General features: G+C 71.1%; 17 protein-coding genes. 9 read left to right on the top strand and 8 right to left on the bottom strand.

Annotation, left to right across the window (positions count from 1 at the left end):
• Positions 1-100 precede the first annotated feature (100 nt).
• Positions 101-1,042 carry a ScbA/BarX family gamma-butyrolactone biosynthesis protein gene (locus ABD346_RS13180; protein WP_344374680.1) on the top strand — a complete coding sequence of 314 codons (942 nt, stop codon included), beginning with the start codon at positions 101-103 and terminating at the stop codon, positions 1,040-1,042.
• Between the two features lie 102 nt (positions 1,043-1,144).
• On the opposite strand, the gene ABD346_RS13175 is transcribed toward ABD346_RS13180, so the two are convergent.
• Positions 1,145-2,686, bottom strand: a complete 1,542-nt coding sequence (locus ABD346_RS13175; protein ID WP_344374679.1) for an AMP-binding protein — start codon at positions 2,684-2,686, stop codon at positions 1,145-1,147.
• A 184-nt stretch (positions 2,687-2,870) separates the two neighbouring features.
• Positions 2,871-3,686, bottom strand: a complete 816-nt coding sequence (locus ABD346_RS13170; protein ID WP_344374677.1) for a helix-turn-helix domain-containing protein — start codon at positions 3,684-3,686, stop codon at positions 2,871-2,873.
• A 63-nt stretch (positions 3,687-3,749) separates the two neighbouring features.
• Here ABD346_RS13170 and ABD346_RS13165 point away from each other — a divergent pair, with 63 nt between their 5' ends.
• Complete coding sequence (locus ABD346_RS13165) at positions 3,750-4,991, top strand: MFS transporter (RefSeq protein ID WP_344374676.1); 1,242 nt, start codon at positions 3,750-3,752, stop codon at positions 4,989-4,991.
• Positions 4,992-5,009: 18 nt separating this feature from the next.
• Here ABD346_RS13165 and dmpI read toward each other — a convergent pair whose 3' ends face one another.
• Positions 5,010-5,192: a 4-oxalocrotonate tautomerase DmpI gene (gene dmpI / locus ABD346_RS13160; RefSeq protein ID WP_030160756.1), complete on the bottom strand. Its 183-nt coding sequence runs from the start codon at positions 5,190-5,192 to the stop codon at positions 5,010-5,012.
• A gap of 137 nt (positions 5,193-5,329) precedes the next feature.
• Positions 5,330-6,262: a LysR family transcriptional regulator gene (locus ABD346_RS13155; protein ID WP_344374675.1), complete on the bottom strand. Its 933-nt coding sequence runs from the start codon at positions 6,260-6,262 to the stop codon at positions 5,330-5,332.
• 136 nt (positions 6,263-6,398) lie between these two features.
• Here ABD346_RS13155 and ABD346_RS13150 point away from each other — a divergent pair, with 136 nt between their 5' ends.
• Together ABD346_RS13150 and ABD346_RS13145 are read left to right on the top strand one after the other, a co-directional pair.
• Positions 6,399-7,058 carry a LysE family translocator gene (locus ABD346_RS13150; RefSeq protein WP_344374674.1) on the top strand — a complete coding sequence of 220 codons (660 nt, stop codon included), beginning with the start codon at positions 6,399-6,401 and terminating at the stop codon, positions 7,056-7,058.
• Positions 7,059-7,391: 333 nt separating this feature from the next.
• Positions 7,392-7,742, top strand: coding sequence for an SAV_915 family protein (locus ABD346_RS13145; RefSeq protein ID WP_344374672.1), 351 nt, complete (start codon positions 7,392-7,394; stop codon positions 7,740-7,742).
• A gap of 75 nt (positions 7,743-7,817) precedes the next feature.
• Here ABD346_RS13145 and ABD346_RS13140 read toward each other — a convergent pair whose 3' ends face one another.
• Positions 7,818-8,957, bottom strand: a complete 1,140-nt coding sequence (locus ABD346_RS13140) for a winged helix DNA-binding domain-containing protein (RefSeq protein ID WP_344374671.1) — start codon at positions 8,955-8,957, stop codon at positions 7,818-7,820.
• A gap of 241 nt (positions 8,958-9,198) precedes the next feature.
• Between ABD346_RS13140 and ABD346_RS13135 the strand changes: the two genes are divergently transcribed.
• The gene (locus ABD346_RS13135; protein ID WP_344374670.1) at positions 9,199-10,371 is read left to right on the top strand and encodes a magnesium and cobalt transport protein CorA; all 1,173 of its coding nucleotides are present in this window, start codon (positions 9,199-9,201) and stop codon (positions 10,369-10,371) included.
• Between the two features lie 214 nt (positions 10,372-10,585).
• Here ABD346_RS13135 and ABD346_RS13130 read toward each other — a convergent pair whose 3' ends face one another.
• The 3 genes from ABD346_RS13130 to ABD346_RS13120 all read right to left on the bottom strand — a co-directional run bounded on the left by ABD346_RS13130 (position 10,586) and on the right by ABD346_RS13120 (position 11,881).
• Positions 10,586-10,879 carry a DUF5994 family protein gene (locus ABD346_RS13130; RefSeq protein WP_344374669.1) on the bottom strand — a complete coding sequence of 98 codons (294 nt, stop codon included), beginning with the start codon at positions 10,877-10,879 and terminating at the stop codon, positions 10,586-10,588.
• 443 nt (positions 10,880-11,322) lie between these two features.
• Complete coding sequence (locus tag ABD346_RS13125) at positions 11,323-11,490, bottom strand: hypothetical protein (RefSeq protein WP_344374667.1); 168 nt, start codon at positions 11,488-11,490, stop codon at positions 11,323-11,325.
• Between the two features lie 34 nt (positions 11,491-11,524).
• Entirely contained in the window at positions 11,525-11,881 is a 357-nt protein-coding gene (locus tag ABD346_RS13120; protein WP_344374666.1) for a PRC-barrel domain-containing protein, read from the bottom strand.
• 308 nt (positions 11,882-12,189) lie between these two features.
• On the opposite strand from ABD346_RS13120, the gene ABD346_RS13115 reads away from it, so the two are divergent.
• The 4 genes from ABD346_RS13115 to ABD346_RS13100 all read left to right on the top strand — a co-directional run bounded on the left by ABD346_RS13115 (position 12,190) and on the right by ABD346_RS13100 (position 14,213).
• Positions 12,190-12,357 carry a hydrophobic protein gene (locus ABD346_RS13115; RefSeq protein ID WP_344374664.1) on the top strand — a complete coding sequence of 56 codons (168 nt, stop codon included), beginning with the start codon at positions 12,190-12,192 and terminating at the stop codon, positions 12,355-12,357.
• Between the two features lie 91 nt (positions 12,358-12,448).
• The gene (locus ABD346_RS13110) at positions 12,449-12,622 is read left to right on the top strand and encodes a CsbD family protein (RefSeq protein WP_344374663.1); all 174 of its coding nucleotides are present in this window, start codon (positions 12,449-12,451) and stop codon (positions 12,620-12,622) included.
• 52 nt (positions 12,623-12,674) lie between these two features.
• The gene (locus tag ABD346_RS13105; RefSeq protein WP_344374661.1) at positions 12,675-13,037 is read left to right on the top strand and encodes a PRC-barrel domain-containing protein; all 363 of its coding nucleotides are present in this window, start codon (positions 12,675-12,677) and stop codon (positions 13,035-13,037) included.
• A gap of 321 nt (positions 13,038-13,358) precedes the next feature.
• A complete protein-coding gene (locus ABD346_RS13100; RefSeq protein WP_344374660.1) occupies positions 13,359-14,213 on the top strand; it encodes a hypothetical protein in 855 nt (284 codons plus the stop codon).
• Positions 14,214-14,311: the final 98 nt, after the last annotated feature.

Below are 14,311 nucleotides of genomic sequence, written 5' to 3'. Positions count from 1 at the left end.
CGCCGGCCGCTCCCGCCCGGCCTCCCCCTTTCACCCCATGCATCCCCACCCCTGAGCCCGTCGGCCCTGCCGCCGCCCGGCCGTCTGTGAGGAGTACCCCATGCCGCCGCTGCCCGCATGCCCCGCGCCCCCCGTCGCCACCGTGCCCAGAGAGCTGGTCCACAAGACGAACCCCGACGAGGTGCTGCTGACCGGGTGGCACCGCACCGCGCCCGACGCCTTCACGGTGCACGCCCACTGGCCCGACGACCACCGCTTCTACGAGGTGCGCCACGGATTGCACGACCCGCTGATCCTGAGCGAGACGATCCGTCAGATCTTTCCGCTGCTCTCCCACACCGCGTACGACGTACCGTTCGGGCACCACCTGTTGTGGGACCACTACCGCTTCACGCTGCACCCCGCCGCTCTGGACGCCGCGTTACTTCCGCCCACCGTCGACCTGCACGTCAGCTGCCTGGAGGCGGTACGCCGCGGCGGGCGCACCACCTCCCTGACCCTGCTCATCCGGGCCTTCCGCGGCGGCATCCCGCTGGCCACCGCCCACACCCGCTTCACCATTCAGACTCCGGCCGTCTACCGCCGCCTGCGCGCCCAGTACGCCGACGCCCATCTGTGGCCCGCACCCCAACTCGCGCTGCCTGTGCCGCCCGCACGTGTGGCCCGTACCCACGCCCGCGACGTGGTGCTGTCTCCCAGCCAAACTCCTGGCCGTCACCGGCTCCGCATCGATCCACAGCACCGCATCCTCTTCGACCATCCCGTCGACCATGTGCCCGGCATGCTGCTCCTGGAGGCGGCCCGCCAGACGGCCCATCATCTGCACCACCCGGAACCCATCGTCCCCATAGCCATGGACTGCCGGTTCCACCGCTACGTCGAACTCCACGCACCCTGCTGGATCGACACCCAGCAGCTCCCCCCGGACGCGCAGGGCCGCCCCCGTACCACCCTGACCTTCCACCAGAACAACACCCCGCACCTCACCACCACCCTCACCCATCAGCGCCTCGACTCCGCGAGCAGCACCTGGCACGGGTGACCGGCCTGCCCTCCATCCCCCCACACCGAACCCGGCCGCCCCGCCCCACACGGAGCGGCCGGGTTCACAGGCAGGCGTACTTCAACTCCCGTATAAAGGGCGTCAGTTGATCTCGCGGCCGAGCCCCGACCAGTACGGCTCGCGGAGCTTGAACTTCTGGATCTTGCCGGTGGCGGTGCGCGGGATGGCCTCGCGGAACTCGACCGAGGTGGGCGCCTTGTAGCGGGCGAGGCGCTCCTTGCAGTACGCGATGATGTCGGCCTCCGTCACCGAGGCGCCTTCCGTGAGGACGATCAGCGCCTTGATCGTCTCGCCCCACTTCTCGTGCGGCACGCCGATGACGGCGACCTCGGCGACCGCCGGGTGACTGAAGATGGCGTCCTCCACCTCGATCGAGGACACGTTCTCGCCGCCCGTGATGATGACGTCCTTCTTGCGGTCCGAGATCGTCAGGGAGCCGTCACTCTCGTCGATCGTGCCGCCGTCACCTGTGTGGAACCAGCCGTCCTCCAGCGCCGCCGCGGTCTCCTCCGGCTTCTCCCAGTAGCCGTCGAGCACCACGTTGGAGCGGGCGAGCACCTCGCCGGAGTCGGACACCTTCAGTCTGACGCCGAGCGCGGGCACGCCGGCTCGGGACAGGTTGCGCGCCCGCTCGGCGGACGGCAGTTCCTTCTCGGCGGGCCGGGTGCGATTCATGGTGAGCAGCGGGGACGTCTCGGTGAGCCCGTAGATCTGGGTGAACTCCCAGCCCAGTTCCTCGTCCATCCGCTGGATCATGCGGGTCGGCGGCGGCGCTCCCGCGCAGACGACCCGCACGCGGTCGCGGCCCGGGATCTCGCCCTGCCAGGATGCCGCCGCGTCCAGGACCATGTTCCACACCGCGGGCGCCCCGCACATCAGCGTGACCCCGTGCTCCGCCACGCGCCGCAGGATCTCGGCCCCGTCGACCTTGCGGAGCACGACCTGTCTGACGCCGAGTCCGGCCATCACGTACGGCATGCCCCAGCCGTTGCAGTGGAACATCGGCAGGGTGTGCATATAGACGTCACCCTCCCAGGCCCGGGTGTGCAGTCCGAAGGTCAGGCCGTTGACCCAGATGTTGCGGTGGGTGAGCTGAACTCCCTTGGGGCGGGCGGTGGTTCCTGAGGTGTAGTTGATCGTCGCCGTCGCGTCCTCGTCCGGGTCGGACCACGGGCGCGGCTCCACACCGAACCGCATCAGCTCGTTCTCGGTCTGCTCGCCGAGCACGAACCGGTGACGGCCCTTGACCGCGGACAGCGCGCCGTCCAGCTCCGGGTCGACGAGCAGGACCGAGGCCCCGCTCTGGCGCACCACGTACTCGATCTCCTCCGGCTTGAGGCGGAAGTTGACCGGTACGCAGATCCGGCCGCTCATCGGCACCGCGAACAACAGCTCCAGCATGCGCGCCGAGTTGTGGCTGACGACCGCCACCCGCTCGCCCTCGCCGACGCCGAGCGCGTCGAACCCCGCCTGCCAGGCGCGCACCCGCTCGGCGACCCGCCCGTAGGTGAGACCGTGCACCGGTGGGCCGGGCTGGTCCGGCTCGTCAACGACGCCGGTACTGGAGGAGAACCCCAGCTCTGCCCGGTCGAGGAAGTCCGAGACCGTCATCGGAATCCGCATCGTTCTGCTCTCCTGTATCCGCGACATCAGCAACAGCTGTCAGGTGGGGAGTCTGGTACCTACCGACGCGCGCAGCGGCCGAAACCCCGAATCGACCTGCTGGAACCGCCGATCGGGGGCGGCCTTTCAGCGTCTTCAGCGCCTTCAGCGCCTTTCGGTGTCTCGCGGTGTCTCGCGGTGTCTTTCAGCGCAGCCGGTGCAGGGCCGCCTCGGAGTCCGGGCCGTCCGGCAGGTACGCGAGGAAGTGATGGCCGGGTTCGTCGACCGCGGCGAGCTTGACCGACCGAAGGCGCAGTTCGCCCGCCGCGGGGTGCCGGAAGCGCTTGACGGCCGGGCGGAAGGCGGCGGTCTCCCGCTCATCCAGCCAGCGCGCGGCGCAGGGGTCCGCGCGGATCGCCTCGATGATCTCGGCATACCGCGGATCGTCGGGATGGTGGGCGGCCCGGGCCCTGAACTGGCCCAGCAGGGAACGGGCCTCGGCCTCCCAGTCGGCGAGCAGCGCCCGGCACGGCGGCCAGCGGAACACCAGCCACAGCATGTTGCGCCGCTTGGGCGGCAGCCGCGCGAGGTCGGTCAGGAGGGCCGCGTACGAGGCGTTCCACGCGAGCAGGTCCCAGTGCGGGTCGATCACCATCGCGGGATGCGGAAGCATCGCGTCGACCAGGGAGCGCAGGTTCGGCGAGACCCAGCTGGCCGGGGCGGCGCCCGTCGGCGGCGCGTCCTCGGCGAACGACAGCACGTGCGCGGTCTCGGCCGCGTCGAGATGAAGCGCCCGCGCGACCGACCGCAGCACCTGCTCGGAGGTACGCACCCGGCCCTGCTCCAGCCACGCGTACCAGGAGGTGCTGATCCCGGCGGACTCGGCGACCTCCGCGCGGCGCAGGCCGGGGGTGCGGCGCCGCGGTGCGACGGGCAGTCCGAGGGCGGCCGGCGCCAGGCGTTCGCGGCGCGAGCGCAGGAACGCGCCGAGTTCCGCTCGGGGGTCCGGTGAGTTCGTCACGGTGTGAGTGATGGTAATCGGCTGAGCCCACACAGCCGTGGGCGCCCCTGCTGAGCTGGGGACATGACCACTTCACCGCCCCGAGGGGGGCTGCTGTGCGCCGCCGGGTTCGTCAGCAACTTCGACCGTTTCTCCATCGCTCCGATGCTGGTGCTCATCGGCTCCGCGTTCGGTGTGCCGCTCGGCACGGCCGCGCTCGCCGCGAGCGCGTACACCCTGGGTTACGGGCTGGCGCAGCCGGCCTGGGGCATGGCGAGCGACCGGTTCGGCAGAGTGCGGGTGATGCGTCTGTCGCTCGCGGCGTCCGCCGTGGGGGCGCTCGCGTCCGCGGCGGCGCCGGGGACCGCGTCCCTCATCGTGGCGCGGGGATTCACGGGGGCCTGTTTCGCGGCCGCCATCGCGGGCTCGCTGACGTATGTGGGAGACACGGTCGCGCCGGAGGGACGGCAGCGTGCGCTCAGCACACTGATGACGGCTTTCGCGCTCGGCACCGCGCTTGCCACCGTCGTCGCCGGTGCGCTGGCCCACTGGGTGAGCTGGCGCCTGGTGTTCGCGCTGCCCGGACTGCTCGCCGGATATCTGGCGCTCGCCCTGCGCCGCCTGCCCGAACCGGAGCTCGTTCCGCGCGAGGGCGGCGCGCTGCGCACCGTCCTGCGCTCGCGCTGGCAGTGGTACGTGATGGGGGTGGCCCTCCTCGAAGGAGGCGTGCTGCTCGGCTGCTTCACCTATCTGCCGCCCGCCCTCGAATCGCTCGGCGCGGCTCCGGCGACCGCGGGCGCGGTGGCGGCGCTGTACGGGGCGGCGGCGATGGGCGGGGCCCAAGTGGTGCGGCGGCTCGCGGGCCGGCTCGGCCCGGTCGCGCTGATCGTGGCGGGCGGCGCCCAGCTGACCCTCGCGTACGCCGTCGCCGCGCTGCACCCGTCGCTGGTGACGCTCGGGCTGAGCGCGCTGCTGCTCGGTGGCGGCTGGGCGTTCCTCCACTCCACGGTGCAGGCGTGGGCGACTCTGCTCGTGCCGACCGCCCGCGCGACCGCGGTCGCCTTCTTCGGGGTCGCCCTGTACCTGGGCAGCGCGCTGGGCACGGGCCTTGCCGCCGGATCCGCCCAACTCGGCCGGTTCCAGGGCCTGTTCGGAGTGGCCGCCCTCGTCTCCGTACCGCTGACGGCACTCGCGGCGTACGGCCGGCGCCGTTACGGGGACGGCGGCCCGGCGCGCCGGGAGGGTGCCCGGCGGGCGAGGGGCCGACGGGAGCGGGGCCGGTGGCCGTCCGACCCCCGTACGGACGGCCCGGCCCGGCGGTGGTGAACCCGGGGGTGTGCAGGGCTACTTGTCGGCGATCAGCGTGCCCGCCGCGCCCCAGCTGTCCGTGGGGACCTCGTGGATCCACACCTGGACGGTCTCGGCCGGGATCTTGTACGCGTCGACGAAGGCGTCCGTGACCCGCTTGACCAGTTCGCGCTTGAGCTCGACGTCGCGGGGGCCCTGCTGAATGGTGACGATGGGCATGGCCAACTCCTCTGTGGGCGGCGGCTTCCCGGCTTTTCCGGGTCGCTCACCGGCGTGACCTCAGTCCATCGGATCCGCCGGGCCCGACCAAGAAGCAGACCGCGACCGCAGCGATCAGCTTTCGTGATCGTCGCTGGTCAGCGGCTGGTTACGGGGGTCGTGGCGGAGAGCTTCATGGAAGTCGGCATGGAGGACGCCATGGAAGTCGTCGTGGAGATCGAGCACGCCTTGAGGAGCAGCTCCACGGTGGCGGGTATGTGGTCGGCACCTACTGCCAGGCCGGTGAGCAGTGCGAGGCCGGGGGCGCGTACCGGGCGGAAGGCGACTCGGGGGCTGTGCAGCACACGGGCATGGGCCTGGTACACCACGGTCCACAACTGGCCGAGCCCGATGGTGGCGAGGGTGTCCTGGAGCGAGCCGCTGACCGGGCCCGGCACCGGCTCGAAGCCCGCCGCGTGACAGGCGCCCACGACCAGGTCGACGAGCGCCGGGTTGTTGCGGCGGGCGGTGATGCACAGGGGCAGCGCGGCCAGGTCCGGGAGCGCTATCTCGTCCTGGCTCGCGAGCGGATGGGCCGCGGGGAGGGCCACCACCAGCGGGTCCTCCCACAGGGGCAGGATCCGCAGACCCGGCGCGGGCTGCGGGGAGCGGACGAACGCGGCGTCGAGCCGCCCGTCGGCGACCTGGGCCAGGCGGTCGCGGGTGGGCGCGGAGACCAGTTCGACGGCGGTGTCCGGGGCGATCCCTGCGAACGCCTCCAGCACCCGGTCGAGGTGTTCGCCGAGCCCGGTGCTGGTGCCGAGCCGCAGGGTGGTGCGCTCACGGACGGCGGCCCGGGCCCGCTCGGCGGCGGCCAGGACCTCGCGCGCCTCGGGCAGCAGCCGCTCCCCCGCCCCGGTGAGCCGCACGTGCCGGGGCGACCGGTCGAAGAGCTCGGTCCCCAACTCCCTTTCCAGGCGCCGCACTTGCTGACTGACCGCCGACTGGACGATGTGCAGCCGCTCGGCGGCCCGCCCGAAGTGCAGTTCCTCGGCGACGGTGACGAAGTAGCTGAGTTGCCGCAGTTCCATGCGGGGACTGTATCCAGGGGGTCCGGGGCGCCCTCGAACGGACCGGGGACGGTCAGCCCCGCCGGTATGGGCGCGGCCCACAGTTGCGATGTCCCTACCCTGGGCCCGCGCCACACAGGTGGGGTTGAATACCACAATGGTGTCCACCGATCGCTTCCTCGCCTTCGCCGCGATGTCCCTGCTTGTGATCGTGATCCCGGGGCCGAGCGTGCTGTTCGTGATAGGCCGGGCCCTCGCGCACGGCCGCCGCACCGCGCTCGCGACGGTCCTGGGCAACGTCCTGGGCTCGTACGTCCTGGTGGTCGCGGTGGCGCTGGGCATCGGTGCGCTGGTGGCGCGTTCGGCGTCGGTGTTCATGGCGGTGAAGCTGGCGGGCGCCGCGTATCTCGTGCTGCTCGGGGTGCAGGCGTACCGGCACCGCAAGGACATGCGGCTCGGGGTGGCCGCCATCGGCGAGACCGTCGCAGCGCTCCGGCCGGCCCACGGCGATCTGCGGACCGTCGCGGACGGCGTCCTGGTGGGCGTCACCAACCCGAAGGGCATCGTGTTCTTCGCCGCGGTGCTTCCGCAGTTCGTGGACCACACGGCGGGACACCTGCCCTCCCAGATGCTGCTGCTCGGCCTCATCCCCATCACCATCGGCCTCATCACGGACACCCTGTGGGGCCTGGGCGCTGCGGCCGCGCGCGGCTGGTTCGCCCGCTCCGAGCGGCGCCTGTCGCTGATCGGCGGCGCGGGCGGCTTCGCGATGATCGGGCTCGGCGTGACGGTCGCGGCGACGGGACGGGCGGACTGAGGCGCCCTCGGGCGGCGTGAGTGCTGGCCCCCTGACCACTTGCACCTCCCGTCCGGTGCGGCCACCCGGCCGGCTGGACCTCCTGGCCGATTGGGCCGCCCGGGCCACCCGAGCGGCGGGCCGCCACCCGGTGGGATGAAGTTGCCGTACGGGGCCGCCGCCACCCGCTCGGCCGCCCCGCCCGCGCCGACCTGCGCCAGGAGCGCGTCAAAATCCGGGGCGTCGGGGTCAATGCCGCGTCATGGCGGGACACCGGGCCGGTGCCGGGGGCATAACTTCAGGCGTACGGGCGCATGACGCGTACGGCATCCGACTTCCGCACCGGAGGACACCATGGACACCCTCGCCATCGAGGACGCCGACCCCGAAGAACGCCGCCCGGCAGGGCCGCTGTACGTGCCGGTTCGGCTCGGCTCTGCCGGAGGACATCAGCTGCGCTTCCTGCGCGACGAGCTCGGCGCGCGCACCGCCGTCGGATTCACCAGCCCGGACCGGCTGAACGCCGTGCTGGGCGGCGACCAGACCTGGATCCGCCTCGCCGAACCCGCCCTGCGGGCGCTGTCGGCGCCGCTCGGAGTGATGCGGGTGACGGTCGACCCGCTGCTAGCCCCACCCGCCCCGCGCAGACGGCACGGCCAGAGCGCGTCCGGCTGCGCCCGCCGGGACCACGCGCTGAGCCGCTGACTCTTTCAGTCGCGGAGCTCTCCGCCGTTCCGGACCCCTTTTCCGTTCCGGGACCGGTTCAGATCCGGGACCGGTTCAGTGCCGGTTGGCGAATTCCCCGAACCGTACGTCGTACGAGGTGGCCGAGGTCATGTCGGCGAGCAGCCGAGCACCCTCCTCGGCCACTGCGGCACGCTGGGCCCTGCCGAGCGTGCCGAACAGCTGAACCGTGAGGAGAGCCGAGCTGCCCTTCCGCTCCTCGATCCGCCAGATCCCGGCGAGGAAGCCGTCGACGAGCAGGGTGCAGTGGGCCTGGTTGCCGGTCCAGCTGCGCCCCTTGTACTCGGGCGGAACGACCCGGCTGCGGTCGGCGTGCGAGAGCAGCAGGTTGTCGAACTCGGGCAGGAACCGCGGCGGCGCCGGGACGTCCCCGTCCGGCCGGTGGGCGTCCGGGAGATCGAAGAGTTCGACGCCGTTCTCGTCCCGGAACACCGCGAGCCCGGGCCGCAGCCGCTCGAAGGCGGCGCCGAGCCGGGTGAGCCCGGACCAGGTCTGCATGTCCTTGACCGAGGCGGGCCCGAAGGCGCCGAGGTAGCGGAGCACGGTCTCGTCGGGGGCGGGCACGGGGCTGGGCGAACGGCCGAGCCAGTGCTCGACGCTGGTCAGCGCGACCGGTCCCCCGCGGCCCCACACCCCGCGCGGGGTGACCTGGACCAGCGGGACCACACAGCGGGCGGCGAGGGACAGCGCCAGGGGATCCGCGTCCGGCCACACCTTCAGAAGCTCCTCACGCAGCTCTTTCATGGTGTGCGGCCGCTCCTCGACCAGCGTGCGGACGATCCCGCCGAGCCGCTCCAGGTCGACCCCGACAAGCCCCTTGCGGAACGTGTTCAGCTCCCGGTCCCGGGCGGCCTGCACGAGCGGGCGCAGCGTGAGCGCGTCGTCCGCGGTGTGCGTGTGGATGGTGGACCGCAGGGTGACGATCCGCACCACCTCGCGCGCCTCCATCAGCTCTGAGAGCGCCTCCGGCCGGAACCCGGCGAGCCGCGACCAGAGGGCGAAGTACGGCGGCTTCACGTTCTGCGCCTGGAGCCCGAGGAGGTGAGCGACGGCGTCCTTGGCCGAGAGCGCGTCGCTGCGACGCAGCAGGAGCTGGCGGTCGAGGGTGGCGCGGTTGAGGGCGCGGCGCGAGAGGAGGGGGTGGTGGTGCGCGCTGGTGCCGGTATGGGAGGCCATGCGGAGCACGGTACTCACCAAGAGGACAGATTCTGTCCGCATTGCCTCGTGCGTCTCGAAGGGGACGGCTCCCTCCGGACCAGCGGACGACCGGATCGCCGGGCCAGTGCCATTTGAGCCGTATATCCTGCGCAGAGGCATTCACCAGAGGTATGCGTCAGCGGCGACAGAGGCATTCCGAGGGCGCAGAGGCGAACGTTTCGACCGCCCGCGGGCCGGTCGCAGAGCGGGAGGTGAGATCGTGCCCGAGCGACGGGCCCGCCCCGAGCGGACGCCGAAGAAGCACTCGTGGCGCAGGCAGCCCCCCGCCGGGGCCCCGGCCCCCGCCGAGTCGGTACCTCCCGCGACCGGTCACGGGAAGGCCGTGCCCGTACCGGCAGGGAACGGAGCGGGCGGCAGCATCGTGCAGTCCGCCCTGTACCGCGACGGCCGGCACATCGCCTCGCCGGGCTCCCTGGCCGAGACGTTCCGCCAGTTGCGGGAGACTCCCGAGGGCATGGCATGGATCGGCCTGCAACGCCCGTCGGAGTCCGAACTCCTTTCGCTGGCGGCCGAGTTCGACCTGCACGAGCTGGCCGTGGAGGACGCACTGGAGGCCCACCAGCGTCCGAAGCTGGAGCGCTACGGGGAGACCCTGTTCGTGGTACTGCGCGCGGCCCGCTACCTGGACGCCCCGGAGGAGGTGGACTTCGGCGAGCTCCATGTCTTCGTGGGCCGGGACTTCGTGATCACGGTCCGCCACGGCGCGGCCCCCGACCTCTCGGCGGTACGCCGCCGCATGGAGGCGGACCCCGAACTCCTGGCCCTTGGCCCGGAAGCGGTCCTGTACGCCATCCTCGACGCGGTGGTGGACGGGTACGCCCCGGTCGTGGCGGGGGTGCAGAACGACATCGACGAGATCGAGACGGAGGTCTTCCGCGGCGACCCGGAGGTCTCCCGCCGCATCTACGAACTCTCCCGCGAAATGGTCGAGTTCCAGCGCGCGACCCGCCCCCTGGTCGGCATGCTGCACGCCCTGATGGCAGGCTTCGCGAAGTACGGCACGGACGAAGAACTCCAGCGCTACCTCCGCGACGTCGCCGACCACGTGACCCACATCAGCGAACGAGTGGACGGCTTCCGCCAGGCCCTGACCGACATCCTCACGGTGAACGCGACGCTGGTCACGCAGCAACAGAACGCGGAAATGCGGGCGTTGGCGGAGGCGGGGTTCGAGCAGAACGAGGAGATCAAGAAGATCTCGTCGTGGGCGGCGATTCTGTTTGCTCCCACGTTGGTGGGAACGATCTACGGGATGAACTTCGAGAACATGCCGGAGCTGAAGTGGGCGGCCGGGTATCCGTTCGCGATTCTGCTGATGGCGGGGGTGTGCGTGAGCTTGTACTTCATCTTCAAGCGGCGGCATTGGCTGTAGACGGCAGCGCGAACACGTTGCGGGCGCAGCCGCCCGCGGCCGCCTTCACGGTGGTCGCGCCGCGCGGGGTGACCGGCCGGGTCGGTGAGTTCCGGCAGTAGGCGGCCGTACCACAAGGCGGAGAGGCGCTGGTTGAGCTGTGCGTTGCGCAGATGGATCACGAATGCCTCCCATGCGATCAGTCCAAGGATCGCCGCCGTGGTGACGAAGGTGGTCATGGGGCGCACCTGGCTGCCGAGTCGGCTGCCTTCGGGACGTGCACCGCAGGTGCGAGGTGGAGGGAGTGCCCACCATCACGCGTCCGCTCCGTCTCACCTTCGTCCAATGCCGCGGCCAGGGGCGGGAGTTCGAGGGAGAGGTCGCGCGTGCAGGGCCACCACGCGTCGTGGAGAGGGCCGGGGGTTCTGTCTGCCGGGGTGAAGGCCAGGCTGGCCTGTGGCGGGGATGAACCTGCGGAGGTGGCCGACACGGGCCTGGTGGTGGTCAAACGGTCGAGGGGCGTTGTCATGGCGCGGACCCGTCCCCGAGCACGTGGTCCACGTGCCCGGCCCGGTGGTTCGCCGGGAACGGCACCAGCATGAACGCCAACGCGCGAGAAGCTCTCGGTGCTTTGAGACTACTCCGCGCACCGTCGTCTGCGGGCGGGCGCGGGCCTCCCGGTTTCTCCGGGGCAGCCCCGCACCCACCAACCTGGTCCCCGGCGGCAGGGCAACAAAGCGCCGAGTATCCACGAGCCGAACCGCTGGTTGTCACACCCGGCGGGAGCTACCTCCCAGTAGTGCCTTCGGCCGCTGGACCACAGGGAGTGGTCACACGCAGCATCCGCTCCGTCCCGCTCTGCTTCATCCACGAAGTCGGCGCCTGGCTCATTTCCGGGCAGCCCCACCGGCATCGAGCTGCCCGCGGACCGGCCCGGATCGACATCGGAAGGAGTCGGGGCCGTCCGTATGGTCAGCGCACCCGGCCTCGGCCGGAGCGCCGCCAGCGCACGGCGAGATGGACCAGCGCGCCGACGAACACCACGATCGCGATGAACAGCAGATACAGCAGTCCGTGCGCGAGCACGCCGATGACGCCGAGCACGATCGCCGCGATGACCAGGAGCAGGAAGAAGACCATGACGCGGATGCCTCCTCGGCCGATGCCAGGCGTTCTATCGACGGGCGAGCTGCCGCTCACCGCCGGCACCGGGTTGGTAGGTCAGGCCGTAGTGCGCGAAGACCGCCGCTTCGTCCTCGGCGGGCAGCACGTCGTCCGTGCCGATCGCCGGGCACTTCTTCACCAGCGCCTTTTCGTAGGCGACCTTCACATAGCCCGGCCCCACGATCGCGTCGTCCAGGGGTACGAAGACCAGGCGGTGCCGCGTGGGCAGGCCGACCTGCACCGTGGCCATCGCCGGCTCATCGGTACGGGTGTCCACATAGACCGCCTCCAACGAGCCGATCCTGTGCCCGTCCGGGTCGACGACGCCCTGAGTACGCCACTCACGGATATCCGCAGCCTGGATCATCCTCAACCCCTACGCCCTCGACGGTGACTCCGGGTTCACTACTCAAGTCTGCTACCGCCCGTCCACCTGCACCATAGGACGGGAAAACAAGCGGAGGCGTCCGCCCGGTCCGTCACAGCGCCCGCAAACCGCGGCGTCCGGGATGCCGGCGGCGCGGAGCCATTGACAGGGCGTGCGGCGCGGCGTTGAGTGGCGGACAGGGCGCTGGGCCATGACGCTCCGGGATCTCCGGGCGCGACCTCCCGCCATTCGCTTCGCCGAGACCCCGCGGAACGCAGAGTGCACTCCTGCGAACCGGAGGTTCGGCCATGCTTCTCTGGATCGTCCTGATCGTGCTGGTCCTGGCGTTGTTCGGGTTCGGCTTCACGATGCACGTCCTGTGGTACGTCGCCGCGGTGCTGCTGGTTCTGTGGGTCATCGGATTCTTCATGCGCGGCCGTATGGGCTCGGGCCGCTCCGCCGGCAGCCGCCGCTAGCCCCCGCCTGCCCGTCCTCGCATCTGCGAGACGGGCAGCCTGCGCCGGGAGACTCCTCCCGGCGCCTCACCGAACGAGAAGAGGGACCCTCATGGGCCTCGCCGACAAACTCAGGAACAGCACCCAGTCGCTCACCGGGCGGCTGAAGGAAGGCACCGGCCGAGCCGTCGGCAACAGGCGGCTCAGGAGGAAGGGCCGCCGCGAACAGGTCGGTGGCGACCTGAAGCAGGCCGGAGAGAAGGCCAAGGACAGCTTCCGGCACTGAACACCGATCGAGCGTCCCACTCACCCAGAACTACTCGCGAAGGAGCACCTCCGTGGACGAGAACGTGTGGGTATACCGGCCAGTGGCCGCCTACCAGTCCGGCATGGATCTGACCGGCTTCAAGGTCGAGGCGAGTGACGGCAGCATCGGCAAGGTCGACAAGCACTCCGAGGACGTAGGCGCCGCGTACATCGTCGTCGACACGGGAGCATGGATCTTCGGCAAGGAGGTCCTCCTGCCGGCCGGGATCATCGTCCGCGTCGACCCGAAGGAAAAGAAGATCTACGTCGACCGCACCAAGGACCAGATCAAGAACGCGCCCGAGTTCGACAAGGAGAAGCACCTCGGCAACCCCGACTACCACCAGCAGGTGGGCACCTACTACGCGCACCCGCGTCCGCGACCGATGATGTAGGGCGACCGACCGGCCTCCCCGCCGGAACCGCGCTCTGGGTGCCCGGCTCCACTGGCCGGGCACCTGCCGTCGGCGAGGTCGCGCACATCCTCGCGCGGGGCCCTCTGCCACATGGCCGAGCATCAGCAATGGCCACCGGCTGCACCGCCCGCCACCCGGCAATCGGCCACATGGGCCCCGCAGGGAGCAGGGACTGCTGTGTGAACAGCTCGGGGTGTCTCTTGGAGGTGCAGCATGGAGGGAGGTGAGAATTTCAGCTCCCCCGGGTGACAGCTCCAGGAGTTCCACCGCGCTGAGCTTCACAGTCGAGACGGAACGCAAATGCCTGTTCAGAGGTACACGGCACAGGAAATCGTCCGCAAAAACGTGCAGCGGAAGGCCACCGGGATGACCCGCGAGCAGGTGGCGGCGGAGACCAGGACGGCGCAGGGCTGGGAGCGCGGGACCGAGCGGGGCCCGCAGGAGCTGGGAGGACTGGAGCCGGGGCGGTTGGAGGCGCTGCGGCTGGCGCGGTGGAAGCATACGGAGTGGCGCCGGATCGGCTCGGTAATGGCCGAGGAGGCGATGGACCTCTACACGCCGGAGCGTGATTCCAGGGTCCAGGAGATGGAGCTGCGGCGCCTGGAGCGGGTGACGGCCGAGGCTGAGGTTGCGGAGCGGAAGGGGAAGGGGCCGGTCGAGGTCGAGGAGAACCGGGTCTACCGGGTCGTGGCGGAACGCATCAGCGCCTCCCTTCCTGGTGTCTCGTCCATCACCGTGCACCTGGAGGCGCCGTCGGTGGCCGAGGCCGCAATGTTCGCCCTGCGGGAGAACGAACGGGAGGGCGGACTGTACGGAGTCGGCCGGTACCGGATCATCCGCGCGGAAGAGGACCTGCTCGGCGCCGATGGCGAGCTGGAGGCACTGCGGGCCTTCGTCCAGCGTGCCGCGCGCTCGGCTCGCGCCCACAGCACCGCGCGCCGCCGGGCCCTGGAGGCGCTCGGGGAAGCCGGGAACCTGTGCAACGCCACCACGGTCCACTCCCCCTCCGGGGTCAGGCTCACCTGCACCCGGGAAGCCGGCCACTACAACCCACAGGACCCACCGGCCCGCGGCCGCCCGGGCGGATGGCACATCGCGGACACCACCACATGGACCGACGACGAAGCGGAGTCCACCCCGCACCGGCCCGCCTGACCCCCGCCCGCTGATTCCCGGCTGCCGCCCACCGGTTGGCCCGGGACCGCTTCATCGGCACGACCCTCCGGTTGGGGTGGACCGGAAGATGCAGCGGC

This window comes from Streptomyces mauvecolor, from assembly GCF_039532965.1.
GTDB classification, from domain to species: domain Bacteria; phylum Actinomycetota; class Actinomycetes; order Streptomycetales; family Streptomycetaceae; genus Streptomyces; species Streptomyces violascens.
The sequence above is the reverse complement of the archived record's forward strand: the minus strand, read 5'-3'. Positions and strand labels throughout refer to the sequence as shown.